Origin of the sequence: Sphingosinithalassobacter sp. CS137 (assembly GCF_014334115.1) — a bacterium.
Taxonomy (GTDB): Bacteria; Pseudomonadota; Alphaproteobacteria; order Sphingomonadales; family Sphingomonadaceae; genus Sphingomonas.
Genome location: NZ_CP060494.1, coordinates 317,280 through 333,990 on the forward strand (window position 1 = coordinate 317,280; position 16,711 = coordinate 333,990).

Here is a 16,711-nt window from a genome sequence, read left to right on the forward strand (position 1 = left end):
CCGGCAGCGGCGCCTAGAAATCCACCACCACCGACGCGCGGGTCGTGGTGTCGGTGCTCACGCTGCCGGCGGGCGGCGCGCTTTCATACTGAAGCTGATAGGAAAGCTGCCCCGAAACCGGGCCGAAAAGCTTCGCGCGAACCGCCGTCTTGCTCAGCAGCGTGCTGTTGGCATTCTGGATATAGGCCGAGGCGTTCTGCAGGAAGCTGATCGTCGGCGAGAGCTTCCAGTCGAGATCGAGCGAGCCGCGGCCGCCCACCGTGCCTTCGGTGGCCCCGTCGGTGAAATTGGTCTGTCGAAACGCGGGGCCGAGTTCGAGCTCGACGGTGAGGCCCGAGCCGCGGACAGGGACATAGCCGAAGCCGGCGGAGAGCGAATAACGCTCGTCATAGCCGAGGAAACGGTCGCTTTCGAACTGTGCGGCGCCATAGACGTAGCTGCGGTCGTCGATCTTGTAGTTGGGCTCATAGGCGGCGAGATAATGTTCGCGGCTGATAACGCCCCGGCTCTCCTGATAATCGACCTGGAGCCGCAGCTTGTGACGCCACTTCAATGCCTCGCGCCGCATGTCGAGCACGCCGCTGAGGCCGGTGGTGTGGGTGTTGCCGGTGGTGGCATAGCCGCCGAGTTCGGCGCGGCCCTTCACCAGCTCGAAGAAACCGGCCTGGCGCAGTTCGCGCTCGTGCGCGCGGCGCCGCTCGGTGCGCCAGCTCTCGACCAGCGCCGCCACTGCCTCGGCGCTTTCGGGCGAGACGCCGCGGGCGTAGCGCATCAATACAGTGACGTCGCTGTCGCTGCCCGCTTCCATCGCAGCGTCGAGCATCGCCCGGATCGGCTGCGGAATGGTCTCCGGATCGCTCGTATTGGCGAGCAGCAGCGGCGCTGCGAGGAAAAGCAGGATACGCACGGCGAAGCTTTTAGGCACCGGGTTGCGGCGGGAAAAGGGCAGGCTCAGGCGGCTCCGCCGTTCCGCGCGAGCGGCTCGGCGAAGATTTCGAGCAGCCGCCGATAGAGATCGACCTTGAAGCCGACGATGATGTCCGGGAGTTCGGCGGGATCGGCCCAGCGCCAGGCGCGGAATTCGGGCTCGGGCGTGCGGATATCGATGTGATGGTCCTCGCCGGTGAAGCGGAAGAGGAACCAGCGCTGCCGCTGGCCGCGCCACTTGCCGTTCCAGACCACGCCGATCATCTCCTCGGGCAGATCATAGGTCAGTTCCTCGGGAGCCTCGGCGATCAGCTCGACATGATCGGGACGCACGCCGGTTTCCTCTCCCAGTTCGCGCAGCGCGGCCTGATAGGGATCCTCGCCGGGATCGATCCCGCCCTGCGGCATCTGCCACGCCTCGAGCACCGAATCGAGCCGCTGGCCCACGAATACGCGGCCGTCGCGATTGACGAGCATGACGCCCGCGCAGGGGCGGTAGGGAAGATCGGGCCTGGTCATCGCTTCTGTTCCTCACGCGCGCCGTGGCGAGTCGCGGGCCGCTCCTGCCAGCCCGGAAGTCCCGGCACAATTGCCGGCGTCATTCCGCCGCCTGCGCCATCACCCGCTGCGCTTCGGCTTCGCGGATCAGCCCCCGCAACGCGACGAGCGCGCCGGCGACGTCGCCGACGCTGGACGGAATGGCGCGGCGGAGCGTGATGAAGCCGTGGATATTGCCGACCGCCTCGCGGAAGATCACCGGCACGCCCGCCTCGATCAGCCGTCCGGCATAGGCGCGGCCCTGATCGCGCAGCGGATCGAGGCTGGCAGTGAGCACCAGCGCCGGCGGCAGGCCGTGCATCTCGCCCTGGAGCGGCGAGGCGCGCATGTGCTGGATATCGGCGCGATAAGCGTCGCCGAACCACTTCATGCCGTCATTGGTGAGGAGGAAGCCTTCGCCGAACAGCTGCTGCGAGCGATATTCGGTCTGGAGATCGACGGCGGGGTAGATGGGGAATTGCGCGACGACCGGCACTGCCGCCGAGCGATCGCGCAGCGCCATCGCCGTGACCACGGTGAGCGTGCCGCCCGCGCTGTCTCCGGCGAGGACCAGGCCGGTGACATTGCGGCCGAGCACGTCGGGGCTGGAGGCGATCCAGCGGGCGGCGGCTTCGGCATCGTCGGGCGCGGCGGGCCAGCAATGTTCGGGCGCAAGCCGATAATCGACCGAGATCACCGGCAGGTCGAGCGCATGCGACAGCTCGGCACAGAAGCCCGCGTGAGTCGCGACCGAACCGATCACGAACCCGCCGCCGTGATAAAAGACGAGGGCCGGGCCGGGCTCGCGATCATCGCGGCAATCGAACAGGCGTGCGTGGATCGGTCCCGGATCGCCGGGGATTTCGAGCGCGCGATCGACCGCGCAATCGCGGACGGGAAGATCGGCGAGATCCTTCATCGCGTCGAACTGCGCGCGCGCCGTCGCCGGATCGACTTCGTGCATTCGCGGCGTCGGCATCTTTTCCAGCATGTCGAGGAACTGGCGGACGTCGGAACGAACGAACGGATCGGACATAGGCGATACTCCAATGATGCGACCGGTTCGTAGAGGAGGCGGCCACCGCTGGTAAATGGCCGTGCGCGAGGCCCCGGCAAAGCGGCCGTTGCATCGGCCCTGCGTTTTTCTACCTTGGGAGAAGCGCTCGGCAGGCGTAATGCCACGCAGGACAAGAGAAAAGAACGACAGCAGGAACCGGCACATGGCAACCGCCACGCATCAGCTGACGCCCGAGGAGGCCTCGGCCAATCCGCCGCCCGAGGCGGTCGTCGTCCGCTTCGCAGGCGATTCCGGCGACGGCATGCAGCTGACCGGCGGCCAGTTCACTCTGTCGACCGCGCTCGCCGGCAACGATCTGGCGACCTTTCCCGACTTTCCCGCCGAAATCCGCGCACCGCAGGGCACGTTGTTCGGCGTTTCGGCCTTTCAGATCAACTTCGGATCGACCGAGATCGATACCGCCGGCGACGCGCCCGACGTGCTGATCGCGATGAACCCGGCGGCGCTGAAAGTGAATGTCGAGGCGCTCAAGCCCGGCGGGCTGATCATCGCCGACGAAGGCGAGTTCGGCGACCGCAATCTCGCCAAGGCGAAGTACGACTCCAATCCGCTCGAGGACGACAGCCTGGCGAAATGGCAGCTGATGAAGCTGAACATCTCGCAGCTGACGCTCGATGCCGTGAAGCCGTTCGGCCTGGGCAACAAGGAAGCGCTGCGCTGCAAGAACATGTGGACGCTGGGGCTGGCGCTCTGGATGTTCGATCGCGAGCGCCAGCCGATCGTCGACTGGCTCAAGGCCAAGTTCGCCAAGGCGCCCGAACTCGCCGAGGCGAACATCGCGGCGCTCAACGCGGGCCACGCCTATGGCGAGACCGCCGAGCTGGGCGGGCAGGTGGGCCGGCTGCACGTGCCTGCTGCCCCGGCCGAACCCGGCCTCTACCGCACCGTCACCGGCGCCGAATCGATCTCGCTCGGGCTGGTCGCGGGCGCGCAGCTCGCGTCGCTGCCGATGTTCTTCGGCGGCTATCCGATCACCCCCGCCTCGGCGATCCTGCATCACCTGAGCCGCCTCAAGGAATATGGCGTCACCACCTTTCAGGCGGAGGACGAGATCGCGGCGATCGCCGCGGCGCTGGGTGCTTCCTATGCGGGATCCCTCGGCGTCACCTCTTCCTCCGGGCCCGGCATCGCGCTGAAAGGCGAGGCGATGGGGCTGGCGATCATGACCGAGCTGCCGCTCGTCATCGTCAACAGCCAGCGCGGCGGCCCTTCGACCGGGCTGCCGACCAAGACCGAACAATCGGACCTCTACCAGGCAGTCTATGGCCGCAACGGCGACGCGCCGATGCCGGTGCTGGCCGCGCGATCGGCGGCCGATTGCTTCGACGTGGCGATCGAGGCGGTGCGGATCGCGACACAATATATGACCCCGGTGATGCTGCTGACCGACGGCTATATCGCCAATGCCGCCGAGCCGTGGAAAGTGCCCGACATGAGCGGCTATGCGCCTTTCCCGGTGCAGTTCCTGACGACGCCGCCGGCGGAGGGCGAGACCTTCCTGCCCTATGCCCGCGATGAAAAAGGCGCGCGCCCCTGGGTGAAGCCCGGCACGCCCGGCCTGCTCCACCGCATCGGCGGGATCGAGAAGGCGACCGGGACCGGCAACATCGACTATTCGCCGGGCAACCATCAGGCGATGACCGACGCGCGCCGAGAAAAGGTAGCGAACGTCGACGTGCCCGATCAGGACGTCGCGCTGGGCGACACCAGCGGCAAGCTGGTCGTGGTCGGCTGGGGCTCGACCTATGGGCCGATCTATCAGGCAGTGCGCCGCGCGCGCCGCAGGGGGCTCGACGTGAGCCACGTCCACATCCGCCACATCTGGCCGATGCCGAGAAATCTGGGCGCGCTGCTGAAGGGATACGAGAATATCCTCGTACCCGAGATGAACACCGGCCAGCTCAAGACCGTGCTGCGCGACCAGTTCCTCGTCGATGCCCGGCCGCTCAACAAGGTGTCGGGCCAACCCTTCCGCATTGCGGAGATCGAGGCGGCGATCGGCGCGTTCTTCGACAGGGTGCCGGACAACGAGGGCGGGGAAGTGCGCCCCGACGACAGCCAGTTGCCGAGCCCCGAGGCAGTGAACCCGTGACCGGTCGGCAAAGCTGCGCGGCGGCGCTGGGCCTTGCGGCGGCGGCGTCGCTGATGACGGTTCCGGCGCACGGGCAGGAGGCCGGCGCGGCCCCGCCGGGGTCGGCGGCAGTGGCGGCCTTCCATGGCGCGCTGCCTGCGCGCGTGGCGGGCGTTCCGCGGGCGGACGGTGGCTACGAGCCGGCGATGGCGGTCTATGCCGGCGCCGAGCCGCTCGATCCTGTGATCGCCGTCGCCTTCGCGGACATCGAGGCGCCGAAAACGCTCCGAGACCTGGCCGCACTGGGGCGGGCCGAGCCGCTGCGCGTGGGACTGATCGAGACGCTGTTCGAGGGGCGGTTCGCGATCCCCGGCCGTGCCGGAGCGCGCACCTTCTTCGGCGACTATCTGACGCATAGCGGCATACGGCAGGTCTGGATCGCCGAGCAGGACGGGGTTCGAACCACAGTCTCCGCGACGATCCATCGAGCCGAGGATCGCGGACGCGTCTTCGACGGAATTCGCCAGGCGCTGCTGGGCGGTGCGGAAATGGCCGCGCCGCTCGCGGCCGCCGAGACGAACTGAGAGAAGGTCCATGAACGAGATGACGCTTGTCAAGACCAGCCCCAAGGACTGGGAGACCGATCAGGAGGTCCGCTGGTGCCCGGGCTGCGGCGACTATGCGATCCTGAAGGCGGTGCAGCGCACCATGCCCGAGATCGGCGCCACGCCGGAGAACACGGTCTTCATCAGCGGCATCGGCTGCTCGTCGCGCTTTCCCTATTATATGGAAACCTATGGCTTCCACACCATCCACGGCCGCGCGCCGGCGGTGGCGACGGGAGTGAAGCTCGCCAATCCCGATCTCGACGTATGGATCATCACCGGCGACGGTGATGGCCTGTCGATCGGCGGCAATCACACGATGCACATCCTGCGCCGCAATCTCGATTGCCAGATCCTGTTGTTCAACAACGAGATCTATGGCCTGACCAAAGGGCAATATTCGCCCACCAGCCGCGAGGGGACGCGCTCGCCCTCGACTCCGTTCGGATCGGTCGATCATCCGGCCAAGCCCTGTGCCTTCGCGCTCGGCTCGGGCGCGCGGTTCGTCGCGCGGGGGATCGACGTCAACAAGAAGCTGCCCGAAGTGCTGAAGGCGGCGCATGCGCACAAGGGCGCGGCGTTCGTCGAGATCTTCCAGAATTGCATCGTCTACAACGACGAGGTTTTCGAGCCCTTCACTGCCAAGCCGAACGCAGTCACGAACCAGCTGTGGGTGGAGGACGGCGCGCCGCTGCTGTTTGCCGGCGGCACGAGGGGGCTGGCGCTCGATCGCGATACGCTGACGCTGAAGGTTGTCGAGGTGAACGACGGCGAGTGGGAAGCAGCGGGCGTGCTGGTGCACGACGTGACCAACCGCACCATCGCGCATCTGCTGGTCGAGATGCCGTTCGGGCCGTTCCCGATGGCGCTGGGCGTACTCTATGACGATCCGGCGGCGACGTTCGAAAGCGCGGTCGTCGCGCAGCACAGGGCGGTCGCCGAAGGAAAGCCTGCCGACCTGCAGAAGCTGGTGGCGAAGGGCCAGACCTGGATGGTGGACAAGGCGCCGCACGCGCTCTGACGGAACAAGCGGGGCCCTCCACCCATTCTTCCCTGCGGGTTTTTCGCAGAGGAGGAGAGAAGATGCGTTTTTCGAGCAGAATCGCGATCGGTTGCGCGGCACTGGCCGCCGCCGGCGTGCTGGCCGCATGCAATGCCGAGCCCGAAGTCGAGCCCGTCGAAACGACGGCGCTTGAAGACAACACCTATGTCGCCGTGCCGGTGCCGGTCGACATGATGAACGTCACATTGTCGCCCGAGCAGCAGCAGCGGCGCTCGGGGCTCGACCAGGCCGGCTATTATCGTGACGTACGCACGCTGGAGGACGAGTATCTCGCGACTGTCGAAGCGACGCCGATCCCCGGCGGCACCGGCAACATGAGCGGCGGAAGCGACATGGCCTCGACCGACTCCGGCGGAACGATGAGCGGCAGCGCGGGCTCGACGAGCAGCGACACGACCACGATGAGCGACTCCACCGGCAGCACGATGAGCGGCTCGGCCGGGAGCATGGCCAGCGGCGGCATGGACACCGGCCGGATGACGTTCGAGGAGCTCGACCGCAACGACGACGGCCAGCTTTCGGTCGCGGAGTTCGCAATCTATGCGGTGGGTCTCGATCCGAATGCGCCCAAGCCGAACGACGAGACGATGCCTTATGCCCGTCCCGAGCAGCTGAATCGCGCGGCGGACGGCTTCTTCTACTATGACACCAACGGCGACACCTATCTGCAGCCCGACGAGTTCGCGGCGGCGCGCCAGAATATGAGCTGACCGGGAGAAACCGGCACAAGCGCAGCGACGCGTCCTCCCCCGGCGGGGCGGGCGCGTCGTTCCGTATCGGGGGATGCGACAACGATGACGAAGCCCGTGCTGCTGTGGCTGCGCCAGGATCTGCGGCTGCACGACCAGCCCGCGCTCATCGCCGCCTGCGGAGAGGGGCCGGTGATTCCGGTCTATGTGCTCGACGATGAGACGCCGGGCAGATGGCGGATCGGCGCGGCGCAGCGCTGGTGGCTGCACCACAGCCTCGCCGCGCTCGCCGACGCGCTGGAAGGCAAGGGGGCGCGGTTGATCCTGCGCCGCGGCCGGGCGGCCGAGGTGCTCGGAGCGCTCGCCGGGGAAACCGGCGCCGAGCGCATCCACGCGATCCGCCATGCCGAACCCTGGTGGCGCGCGGCCGAGGACGCGCTGGGCGAGCGTCTGTCCCTGCACGATGGCAATCACCTGGCGCCGCTCGGCGCGGTCACCACCGGATCGGGCGGACAGTATAAGGTCTATTCCGCTTTCTGGCGGGCGCTGAGCGAGCGGATGCCGCCCGGCGACGCTCTCCCGAGCCCGCAACGCATTCCCGCACCCGAGCGATGGCCCGAAAGCGAGGCACTGGCCGACTGGAAGCTGCTGCCCGAGAAGCCCGATTGGACCGCCGCATTCGGCGACGACTGGACCCCGGGCGAAGCCGAGGCGCACCGGAAGGCGAAGCGCTTCGCGGCGCAGGTCGGCGCCTATAGTGCCCAGCGCGATCTGCCGGGCGCGGACGCAACAGCGCGCCTGTCGCCGCACCTGCATTTCGGGGAAATCTCGCCGCGCAGCCTGTGGAACGCAGTCGCGGCGGCCGACGCCGGCATGAAGTTTCGCAAGGAGCTCGCCTGGCGCGACTTCGCGAGCAACCTGGTGCTCGACATGCCCGATTATGGCGCGCGCAACGGACGCGCCAGGTTCGACGCGCTGCGCTGGCGGAGCGGGGCGGCGGCAGAGGCGGATCTGCGCGCGTGGCAGCGCGGCCGCACCGGCTATCCGATCGTCGATGCGGGGATGCGGCAGCTGTGGGCGACCGGATGGATGCACACTCGTGTTCGGATGATCGCGGCCAGCTTCCTGGTGAAGCACCTGCTGATCGACTGGCGCGAAGGCGAACGCTGGTTCTGGGACACGCTGGTCGATGCCGATTACGCCAACAATGCCGTGAACTGGCAATGGGTTTCGGGCACCGGGATCGATTCGAACATGTGGGGGCGGATCATGGCGCCGCTCGTCCAGTCCGAGCGGTTCGACGCCGGCGCCTATATCCGCGAGTGGGTGCCCGAACTGGCCGCGGTGTCCGCAGCGGCGATCCACGATCCCGAGGCGGAGGGATGCCGCCCCGCGGCCTATCCCGCGAAGATCGTGGCGCATCGCGAGGGCCGCCAACGCGCGCTGGAGGCCGCGGCGCGGCTCGGCTGAACCACGGTTGCCGCAAATCCGCTTGCCCCGCGCGGCGTCGCGTGCATCTAGGGCGGCGATGAGCGCACCGGTGCGGAACAGGGGCCGTCGGTACGGAGGGGGGCGTTCGGGCGCATGGCCGGGCGGCTGGTTGCTGGTGCCCTTCGCTCCCGTCTTCCGCAGGATGCTCGACCAGCTCGATGCGCGCATGGAATCGGGAGCGCTTCAACTCACCCTTCCCGACGGGAGCGGGCGAATGCTGGGTGGCCGTGCGCAGGGGCCCGCAGCGGTCGTCGAGCTGCGCAGCTGGCGCGCGCTGCTGCGGCTGGCGCTCGACGGATCGAGCGGCTGGTACGAAGCCTGGGCGGCGGGCGAATGGGCGAGCCCCGATCCCGTGCAGCTCTTCGCGCTGTTCAGCGCCAACCGCCGCACGCTGGCGCGGCAGGCGCGGGCGAGCGGGCCCGCGCGGCTCGCCAAGCGCGCCGCGCATTGGCTGCGCCGCAACAGCCGGATCGGGGCGCGTCGGAACATCGAATATCATTACGACCTGGGCAACGACTTCTACGAGGCGTGGCTCGATCCGGGCATGACCTATTCGAGCGGGCTCCATGCCGCTCCCGGCCAGTCGCTCGAGGAGGCGCAGGCAGCGAAGCTGGAGGCGATGCTGGCGCGGACCGGGACGGCGCCGGGCGACACGATCCTGGAAATCGGCTGCGGCTGGGGATCGTTCGCGGAAACCGCTGCGCGGGCGGGGCGCAAGGTGCACGCCATCACGCTTTCCAGCGAGCAGAAGCGCTTTGCCGAAGCGCGTATGGCGCGGCAGGGGCTGGATGGCGTCACCATTTCCCTTACCGACTATCGCGAAGTCGACGACCGCTTCGACGCGGTCGCGAGCATCGAGATGGTCGAAGCGGTCGGCGAGGAATATTGGAGCGCCTATCTGAGTGCCGTCGCGCGCGCGCTGAAGCCGGGCGGCAGGGCGGCGATCCAGTATATCAGCTTCGACGATGCGCTGTTCGCCGGCTATGCCCGCAACGTCGACTTCATCCAGACCTATATCTTTCCGGGCGGGTTGCTGATCCACGAAAGCCGCTTCAGGGCAATCGCCGAGCGCTGCGGCTTGCGCTGGGAGGATCGGGTGTCGTTCGGCGCAAGCTATGCCGAGACGCTGCGGCAGTGGCGGGCGAATTTCGACGCCGCAGTGGCGGCGGGCCGGCTTCCGACGGAATTCGACAGCGGGTTCATTGCCTTGTGGCGCTATTATCTGATGTATTGCGAGGGCGGATTTCGCGGCGGGAGTACCGATGTCGCGCAAGTCACGCTGATAAAGGAGAGATGATGCGGACGTTTCTGATGCTGTCGGCGCTGGCGCTGGCAACCCCGCTGGCGGCACAGGACGCGCCGGTCACCGCCGTGCCGCAGAGCGAAGCCGAGCAGAGCCGGCTGCGCCAGGTGGGCGCCGAGGTGCTGTTCTGGTCGCAGGAGCAGCGCGACGCGAACTTTCCGAACATGGAGAAGGTGTTTCCGGTGCATGTCGTCGAGGCGTCGGCGACGCCCCGGCCGCTGCCGCCGGGTGCGCCGCTGCCGATCGACGCCGCCGCGCTCGACGCGTTCATCGCCGAGCAGAATATCGCGGGGCTGATCGTGGTGCAGGACGGCAAGGTCCGGCTCGAGCGCTATGCGCGCGGCTATGGTCCCGAGGGGCGCTGGACGAGCTTCTCGGTCGCGAAATCTTTCACCTCGACGCTGCTGGGGGCGGCGATCGCCGACGGTTATATCGACTCGGTCGACGAGCCGGTGACCAAATATATCCCGGAGCTGGCCGGCAGCGCCTATGACGGGGTGAGCATCGCGCAGCTGCTGACGATGACCTCGGGGGCGCGGTGGAACGAGGACTATACGGACCCGAATTCGGACGTCGCGCGCATGTTCCTCGAGCCGGTGCCAGCGGGGGAAGACCCGACCGTCTATTTCATGCGCCGGCTGGAGCGCGAAGCCGAGCCAGGCAGCAAATGGGTGTACAAGACCGGCGAGACGAATCTGATCGGCGTGCTGGTGCGCAACGCCACCGGCAAGAGCCTGGCGGAGTATCTGAGCGAGAAGGTCTGGCAGCCCTATGGCATGGAGACCGACGCGGTGTGGATGGTCGATCCGTCAGGCAACGAGGTGAGCGGCTGCTGCCTTTCGGTGAGCCTGCGCGACTATGCCCGCTTCGGCCAGTTCATCCTGGAAGGCGCGCCGGGAGCAGTGCCCGATGGATGGGTGGCCGATGCGACTCGGGCGCACGCGACGGTGCGGCCCGGCGGCTTCGGCTATGGCTATCAATGGTGGACCTATCCCGAAGGCCGCTATGGCGCGCAGGGGATCTTCGGCCAGACCATCACGATCGACGCCGAGAGCCGCACGGTAGTGGCGATCTCCGGCGCATGGCCGCGCGCGAGCGATCCGGCGCTGTGGGCGGAGCGGGCGGCGTTCGTCGACCGGCTGATCGACGCGGCCGACGCCGAGTGATCGCCGCCGCTCGGGCTTAGTCTACTCGCTCGAAATGCCCGACTTCGAAGCCGTTCACGGCCAGCGCGAGAATGCGCTCCGCCACGGCTTCGGGGGGCTTGAGGCTCTGGGGATCCTCGCCGGGAAAGGCGCGCTCGCGCATCTTGGTGCGCGTTGCGCCCGGATCGACGATCGCGACCCGGATGCCGGTGATGTGGCGCACTTCCTCGCCATAAGCGAGCAGCAGCGTTTCGAACGCGGCCTTCGACGCGCCATAGGCGGCCCAATAGGCGCGCGGATTGCGGCCGACGCTGGAGGTGAGGCCGATCACCCGCGCGCCGCCCTCCGCCTTGCGGAGCAGCGGATCGAACGACGTGAGCAGTGCCGCCTGGGCGCTGACGTTGAGCGTCAGCACCTGTGCGAACTCCTTCGAATCGATCGCCGGAACGGCCGCGAGCGAGCCGAGCATCGCGGCGTTGAGAACCAGGATATCGAGTGCGGGCCAGCGTTCGGCGACGGCAGCGGCGAGCCGCGCGATCGAATCCTTTTCGGTGAGGTCCATCGGAGCGATGGTGGCAGTGCCGCCCGCCTGATGGATCGCTTCCTCGACTTCCTCGAGCGCGCCCGCGGTGCGCGCAGTGAGGATCACATGGGCGCCCTGCGCCGCGAGTGCCTTGGCAGTGGCGGCGCCGATGCCGCGGCTGGCGCCGGTGACGAGCGCGACCTTACCGGAGAGTGACGTTTCGGACATGCGCGCCGCCTAGGGGCTGTCAGGCGACCGGGTCAAGCAGGCCGAACTGCCCGTTGGTCTCGCGCTCGTCCTGATCGGTGAGCGACGTGGGATAATCGCCGGAGAAACAGGCGTCGCAATAGCTGGGGCGGAAGGCCGAGCGGCTCTTCTCGCCAAGCGCCTTGTAGAGCCCCTCGATCGAGACGAAGGCGAGGCTGTCCGCCTTGATGTGGCCGGTCATTTCGGCGAGGTCCATCTGCGCCGCCAGCAGCTTCGAGCGCTCGGGCGTGTCGACGCCGTAGAAACAGGGATGTTTGGTCGGCGGGCTGGCGATCCGCATATGCACTTCGCTGGCGCCGGCATCGCGCATCATCTGCACGATCTTTGACGAGGTGGTGCCGCGCACGATCGAATCGTCGATCAGCACGATGCGCTTTCCGGCCACGACCTCTCGGTTGGCGTTGTGCTTGAGCTTGACTCCGAGATGGCGGACCGCGTCGGTCGGCTGGATGAAGGTGCGGCCCATGTAATGCGAGCGGATGATCCCCAGCTCGAACGGGATGCCCGACTGATGCGCATAGCCGATCGCCGCCGGAACGCCCGAATCGGGGACCGGGATCACGATGTCGGCCTCGACCGGGGCCTCGATCGCGAGCTGGGCGCCGATCGCCTTGCGGACCGAATAGACCGATTGCTCCGCGGCGAGCGAATCGGGCCGCGAGAAATAGACATATTCGAAGATGCACGGACGCGGCGCATGGGGCGGCAGCGGGCGATGCGACGTCACTTCGGTGCCGCGGACTTCGATGAGCTCGCCCGGATCGACGATCCGCTCGAACTCGGCGCCGACCACGTCGAGCGCGACGGTTTCCGATGCGAAGATCACCGCGTCGCCGCGGCGACCCATCACCAGCGGGCGGATGCCGAGCGGGTCGCGGCAGGCGATCATGCCCTCGGGCGTCATGATGATCAGCGAATAGGCGCCCTCGACCTGCTTGAGCGCATCGACGATCTTGTCGAGCAGCGTGCGATAGCCCGAAGTGGCGACCAGATGGATGATGACTTCGGTGTCGGAGGTCGACTGGAAGATCGAGCCGCGCGAGATGAGCTCGGCACGCAGCCGCATGGCATTCGAGATGTTGCCGTTGTGCGCGACGGCGAAGCCGCCGCTCGCCAGCTCGGCATAGAGCGGCTGGACGTTGCGCAGCGACGTCTCGCCCGTGGTAGAGTAGCGGACATGGCCGCAGGCAACGGTGCCGGGGAGGCGGCGGATCACTTCCTCGTCGTTGAACGTCTCGCCGACCAGCCCCATCGCGTGGCGCGTGTGGAAGCCGTAGGAATCGTGGCTGGTGATGCCCCCGGCCTCCTGGCCGCGGTGCTGGAGTGCGTGCAGGCCGAGCGCAGTGAGCGCGGCCGCACCCTCGGCTCCTGAAACGCCAAAGACGCCGCATTCCTCACGCAGCTTGTCATCATCGAACGGATTGGTGGTCAGCATCGGCCCTCGGGGGAGATGGTGTCGCGCGGCATATAGGGATCGCGGACGCGTTTGTCGCCCTTTTGTCACACTCGTTTGAACTCGGGGTGAATTCAGGAGTTTTCCGCAGGGAAAGGAGGGTTTCCCATGGCCAAGGACCACGGCAGCCAGATCAAGAACGACGACACCTACGAGGCGCTGCGCGACAAGGGCGCCTCGAAGGAGAAGGCGGCGCGAATCGCCAACGCGCAAGCCAACGACTCGATCAGCCAGCGCAAGGGCACGCTCGACGAGCGCAGCAAGGACGAGCTGTACGACGAGGCGAAGGAGATCGGCATCGAGGGCCGTTCCAAGATGGACAAGGGCGAATTGATCGACGCGATCCGCAACCATTGAGCGCGGCATTGAGCGTGGCGCCGGATCGCGTAGAGACGGGCGCATGGACGAGATGCGCGAGAAGGGCCTGGCCCTCGACCCGAAATGGAACGCCGAAGGTCTGATCACTGCGGTGGTGACCGATGCCGCGAGCGGCGCCGTGCTGATGCTGGCGCATATGGACGCAGAGGCGCTCGCGCGCACGGTGGAGACCGGCGAGGCGCATTTTTGGTCGCGCTCGCGCAAGCGGTTGTGGCGCAAGGGCGAAGAGTCGGGAAATGTGCTGCGCGTCCGCGAGGTGCGGATCGACTGTGACCAGGATGCCGTGTGGGTGATCGCCGACCCGGCGGGGCCGGCATGCCACACCGGCGCAGCGAGCTGCTTCTACCGCCGGATCGAAGGCGATCGGCTGGCGCGCATCGAATGAGGCGAACCGCTGCCGCACTTTTTCTGCTCGCGGGCTGCTCGGACGGAACGGCACCGGGCGATCGCAATGCCGCCGCGCCGACAGCCGATCTGGAAACCGCCGCCATCGAGCGCGGGCTGGTGCGCGATCCGGCCGAGACCGAGATAGCAGGCCTGTATGCGCGCGACGGCGACCGGCTGTGCATCGTCCCGGACGGCTATGGATATCGCGTCGGCGCATATGTCGATTACGGCGACGGGATCGGCTGCAGCGGAAGCGGGCGCGTGAGCCGGGCAGGCGACACGATGCGAGTCGAGCTTGGCGAGGGATGCAGTTTCGACGCCGAATTCGACGGCGAGCGCATCCGCTTTCCCGGGCAAGTGCCCGGCGCCTGCGGCGAACGCTGCACCCAACGCGCATCCTTCGCCGGATTCGAAGCGACTCGGCTGAGCGAATCGGAAGCGGAGGCAGCGGCGCTGCGTGATCCGCGCGGGCGGCAGCTCTGCGCCTCGGAGGGTTGACGTTCACGTAAAGGTAAGCTAGTTACGCTCCATGTCCGCCGCACCGGATCTTTCGGGCTATGCGCCCATTGAGCCGCGCACCGACCGCGAGCATTTCTCGATCTCGGACCTGTGCGCCGAGTTCGAGGTCACGGCGCGCGCGCTGCGCTTCTATGAGGACGAGGGGCTGATCGCGCCGGAGCGGCGCGGGACGACTCGCGTCTATTCGCATCGCGATCGCGCGCGGCTCGCCTGGATCCTTCGCGGCAAGCGCGTGGGTTTCAGCCTGGCCGAAATCCGCGAGATGATCGACCTGTACGACGTCGACGACGACAGAAGCGTGCAGCGCCAGGTGACGCTCGAGCGTTGCCGTAACCGCATCGACTTGCTCGACCGGCAGAAGCAGGACATCGACGCAGCGATCGCCGAGCTGGCGGCGTTCGTCGATCTGCTGGAAAGCCAGCCCGACCCTAACGCCTGAGGAACCATCACATGCCGCAATATACGCCGCCCGTGCGCGACACTCGCTTCATCCTAGACCGGGTGATCGGCCTCGATCGCTATGCGGAGCTGTCCGGCTTCGCCAACGCCAGCCCCGACATGGTTTCGGCGGTGCTCGACGAGGGCGGCAAATTCGTGGCCGAAGTGCTGTTCCCGCTCAACCAGTCCGGCGATCAAGAGGGCTGCACGCGCCATGACGACGGCAGCGTGACGACTCCCGAAGGCTTCAAGGAAGCCTATCGCCAGTTCGTCGAGAGCGGCTGGGGCACGCTTTCCGCACCGGCCGAGTTCGGCGGGCAGGAAATGCCGCACGTCGTTTCGACTGCGTTCCAGGAATATATGATCTCCGCCAACATGGCGTTCGCCATGTATCCGGGGCTGACGCACGGCGCGATCGCGGCGCTGCTCGCCAAGGGATCGCAGGAGCAGAAGGAGAAGTACGTCCCCAAGATGGTGTCGGGCGAATGGGGCGGCACGATGAACCTCACCGAGCCGCAGTGCGGCACCGACCTCGGCCTCATCAAGACCAAGGCCGAGCCGCAGGGCGACGGCAGCTATTCGATCAGCGGCACCAAGATCTTCATCTCGTCGGGCGAGCACGACCTGACCGACAACATCATCCATCTGGTGCTGGCGAAAACGCCCGGCGCGCCGGACAGCACCAAGGGGATCTCGCTGTTCGTGGTGCCCAAGTTCCTGGTGAACGACGACGGATCGCTGGGCGAACGCAATGCCGTCTCGTGCGGGTCGATCGAGCACAAGATGGGCATCCACGCCAATTCGACCTGCGTCCTCAACTATGACGGCGCCAAGGGCTGGCTCGTCGGCGAGGAGATGAAGGGTCTCGCGGCGATGTTCATCATGATGAACGCGGCGCGGCTCGGCGTGGGTCTGCAGGGACTCGGTATCGCCGAAGTCGCCTATCAGAACGCCGTCATCTATGCCGCCGATCGCCGGCAGGGGCGGGCGCTGACCGGGCCGAAGGAACCCGACGAAAAAGCCGATCCGCTGTTCGTCCATCCCGACGTGCGCCGCATGCTGATGGAAGCCAAGGCACTGACCGAAGGGCTGCGGGCGCTGTGTCTGTGGGGCGGCCTTCAGGTCGATCTGGCACAGGAGGCGCAGGACGAGGAGGCGCGGCAGCTTGCCGACGATCTGGTCGGGCTGCTGACCCCGGTCATCAAGGGCTATGGCACCGACATCGGCTATAAGGTCGCGACGGATGCGCAGCAGGTCTATGGCGGCCATGGCTACATCGCCGAATGGGGCATGGAGCAATATGTCCGCGATGCGCGGATCGCGATGATCTATGAAGGCACCAACGGCGTGCAGGCGATGGACCTCGTCGGCCGCAAGCTGGCGCTGAACGGCGGCCGCGCCGTGCAGGCCTTCTTCAAGGTAGTGACCGACGAAGTCGCGGCGGCGAAGGAGATGGCCGAGCTGAAGGACTTTGCCGAGCGGCTCGAGAAGGCGCTGGGCGACCTGCAGGGCGCCACCATGTGGCTGGCCTCGAACGGCTTCCAGAACCCCAATCACGTGGGTGCCGGCGCCTATCCCTATATGAACCTGATGGGGACGGTCGCGCTGGGGCTGATGTGGCTGCGCATGGCGAAGGCGGCGACCGAGCAGCTGTCGCAGGGCGCCGAGGACGCCAAGTTCCTCGAGGCCAAGCAGATCACCGCGCGCTTCTTCGCCGAGCGCATTCTGCCGCAGTCCGAAGGGCTGCGCCGCCAGGTGGAGAGCGGCAGCGACGCAGTGATGGCGCTTGATGCGGAGATGTTCGCCGCGGCGTGAGCCGGTACGGTTTTGCTTGAGA

Annotated in this window: 17 protein-coding genes; 12 read left to right on the forward strand and 5 right to left on the reverse strand. The window is 67.3% G+C overall.

The features are described 5' to 3' along the window. Nucleotides 1-13: 13 nt before the first annotated feature. The 3 genes from H7V21_RS01455 to H7V21_RS01465 form a co-directional block, all read right to left on the reverse strand. Complete coding sequence (locus tag H7V21_RS01455; RefSeq protein ID WP_262503954.1) at nt 14-907, reverse strand: YdiY family protein; 894 nt, start codon at nt 905-907, stop codon at nt 14-16. A 44-nt stretch (nt 908-951) separates the two neighbouring features. Further along, a complete protein-coding gene (locus tag H7V21_RS01460; RefSeq protein WP_188054875.1) occupies nt 952-1,446 on the reverse strand; it encodes an RNA pyrophosphohydrolase in 495 nt (164 codons plus the stop codon). 79 nt (nt 1,447-1,525) lie between these two features. Continuing rightward, the gene (locus H7V21_RS01465) at nt 1,526-2,500 is read right to left on the reverse strand and encodes an alpha/beta hydrolase (protein ID WP_188054876.1); all 975 of its coding nucleotides are present in this window, start codon (nt 2,498-2,500) and stop codon (nt 1,526-1,528) included. Between the two features lie 184 nt (nt 2,501-2,684). Here H7V21_RS01465 and H7V21_RS01470 point away from each other — a divergent pair, with 184 nt between their 5' ends. From H7V21_RS01470 to H7V21_RS01500, 7 genes are all read left to right on the forward strand, one after another. Then, a complete protein-coding gene (locus H7V21_RS01470; RefSeq protein WP_188054877.1) occupies nt 2,685-4,634 on the forward strand; it encodes a 2-oxoacid:acceptor oxidoreductase subunit alpha in 1,950 nt (649 codons plus the stop codon). Continuing rightward, on the forward strand, nt 4,631-5,197 hold the full coding sequence (locus H7V21_RS01475) for a hypothetical protein (RefSeq protein WP_188054878.1): 567 nt from the start codon (nt 4,631-4,633) through the stop codon (nt 5,195-5,197). Before H7V21_RS01470 ends, H7V21_RS01475 begins: the two co-directional genes overlap by 4 nt. A gap of 10 nt (nt 5,198-5,207) precedes the next feature. Then, complete coding sequence (locus H7V21_RS01480; RefSeq protein ID WP_188054879.1) at nt 5,208-6,239, forward strand: 2-oxoacid:ferredoxin oxidoreductase subunit beta; 1,032 nt, start codon at nt 5,208-5,210, stop codon at nt 6,237-6,239. Nucleotides 6,240-6,301: 62 nt separating this feature from the next. Continuing rightward, nucleotides 6,302-6,991, forward strand: a complete 690-nt coding sequence (locus H7V21_RS01485) for a hypothetical protein (RefSeq protein WP_188054880.1) — start codon at nt 6,302-6,304, stop codon at nt 6,989-6,991. Between the two features lie 84 nt (nt 6,992-7,075). Then, entirely contained in the window at nt 7,076-8,440 is a 1,365-nt protein-coding gene (locus H7V21_RS01490; protein ID WP_188054881.1) for a cryptochrome/photolyase family protein, read from the forward strand. Nucleotides 8,441-8,498: 58 nt separating this feature from the next. Then, nucleotides 8,499-9,758, forward strand: coding sequence for an SAM-dependent methyltransferase (locus H7V21_RS01495; protein ID WP_188054882.1), 1,260 nt, complete (start codon nt 8,499-8,501; stop codon nt 9,756-9,758). Continuing rightward, nucleotides 9,755-10,930 (forward strand): serine hydrolase domain-containing protein, encoded by a 1,176-nt coding sequence (locus H7V21_RS01500; protein ID WP_316715487.1) that lies wholly within the window; start codon nt 9,755-9,757, stop codon nt 10,928-10,930. The genes H7V21_RS01495 and H7V21_RS01500 overlap by 4 nt, the downstream gene beginning before the upstream one ends. 16 nt (nt 10,931-10,946) lie before the next feature. On the opposite strand, the gene H7V21_RS01505 is transcribed toward H7V21_RS01500, so the two are convergent. Continuing rightward, nucleotides 10,947-11,660 (reverse strand): SDR family NAD(P)-dependent oxidoreductase, encoded by a 714-nt coding sequence (locus tag H7V21_RS01505; protein ID WP_188054883.1) that lies wholly within the window; start codon nt 11,658-11,660, stop codon nt 10,947-10,949. A 19-nt stretch (nt 11,661-11,679) separates the two neighbouring features. Further along, nucleotides 11,680-13,134 (reverse strand): amidophosphoribosyltransferase, encoded by a 1,455-nt coding sequence (purF, locus tag H7V21_RS01510; protein WP_188054884.1) that lies wholly within the window; start codon nt 13,132-13,134, stop codon nt 11,680-11,682. A gap of 126 nt (nt 13,135-13,260) precedes the next feature. On the opposite strand from purF, the gene H7V21_RS01515 reads away from it, so the two are divergent. From H7V21_RS01515 to H7V21_RS01535, 5 genes are read left to right on the forward strand one after another with little or no spacing between them, the layout of a single operon-like run. After that, nucleotides 13,261-13,509 (forward strand): Rho termination factor N-terminal domain-containing protein, encoded by a 249-nt coding sequence (locus tag H7V21_RS01515; RefSeq protein WP_188054885.1) that lies wholly within the window; start codon nt 13,261-13,263, stop codon nt 13,507-13,509. Nucleotides 13,510-13,552: 43 nt separating this feature from the next. Next, entirely contained in the window at nt 13,553-13,915 is a 363-nt protein-coding gene (hisI, locus tag H7V21_RS01520; RefSeq protein WP_188054886.1) for a phosphoribosyl-AMP cyclohydrolase, read from the forward strand. Continuing rightward, complete coding sequence (locus H7V21_RS01525; protein WP_188054887.1) at nt 13,912-14,415, forward strand: hypothetical protein; 504 nt, start codon at nt 13,912-13,914, stop codon at nt 14,413-14,415. Before hisI ends, H7V21_RS01525 begins: the two co-directional genes overlap by 4 nt. Nucleotides 14,416-14,446: 31 nt before the next feature. Then, on the forward strand, nt 14,447-14,875 hold the full coding sequence (locus tag H7V21_RS01530; RefSeq protein ID WP_188054888.1) for a MerR family transcriptional regulator: 429 nt from the start codon (nt 14,447-14,449) through the stop codon (nt 14,873-14,875). 11 nt (nt 14,876-14,886) lie between these two features. Continuing rightward, nucleotides 14,887-16,689 (forward strand): acyl-CoA dehydrogenase C-terminal domain-containing protein, encoded by a 1,803-nt coding sequence (locus tag H7V21_RS01535; RefSeq protein WP_188054889.1) that lies wholly within the window; start codon nt 14,887-14,889, stop codon nt 16,687-16,689. Nucleotides 16,690-16,711: the final 22 nt, after the last annotated feature.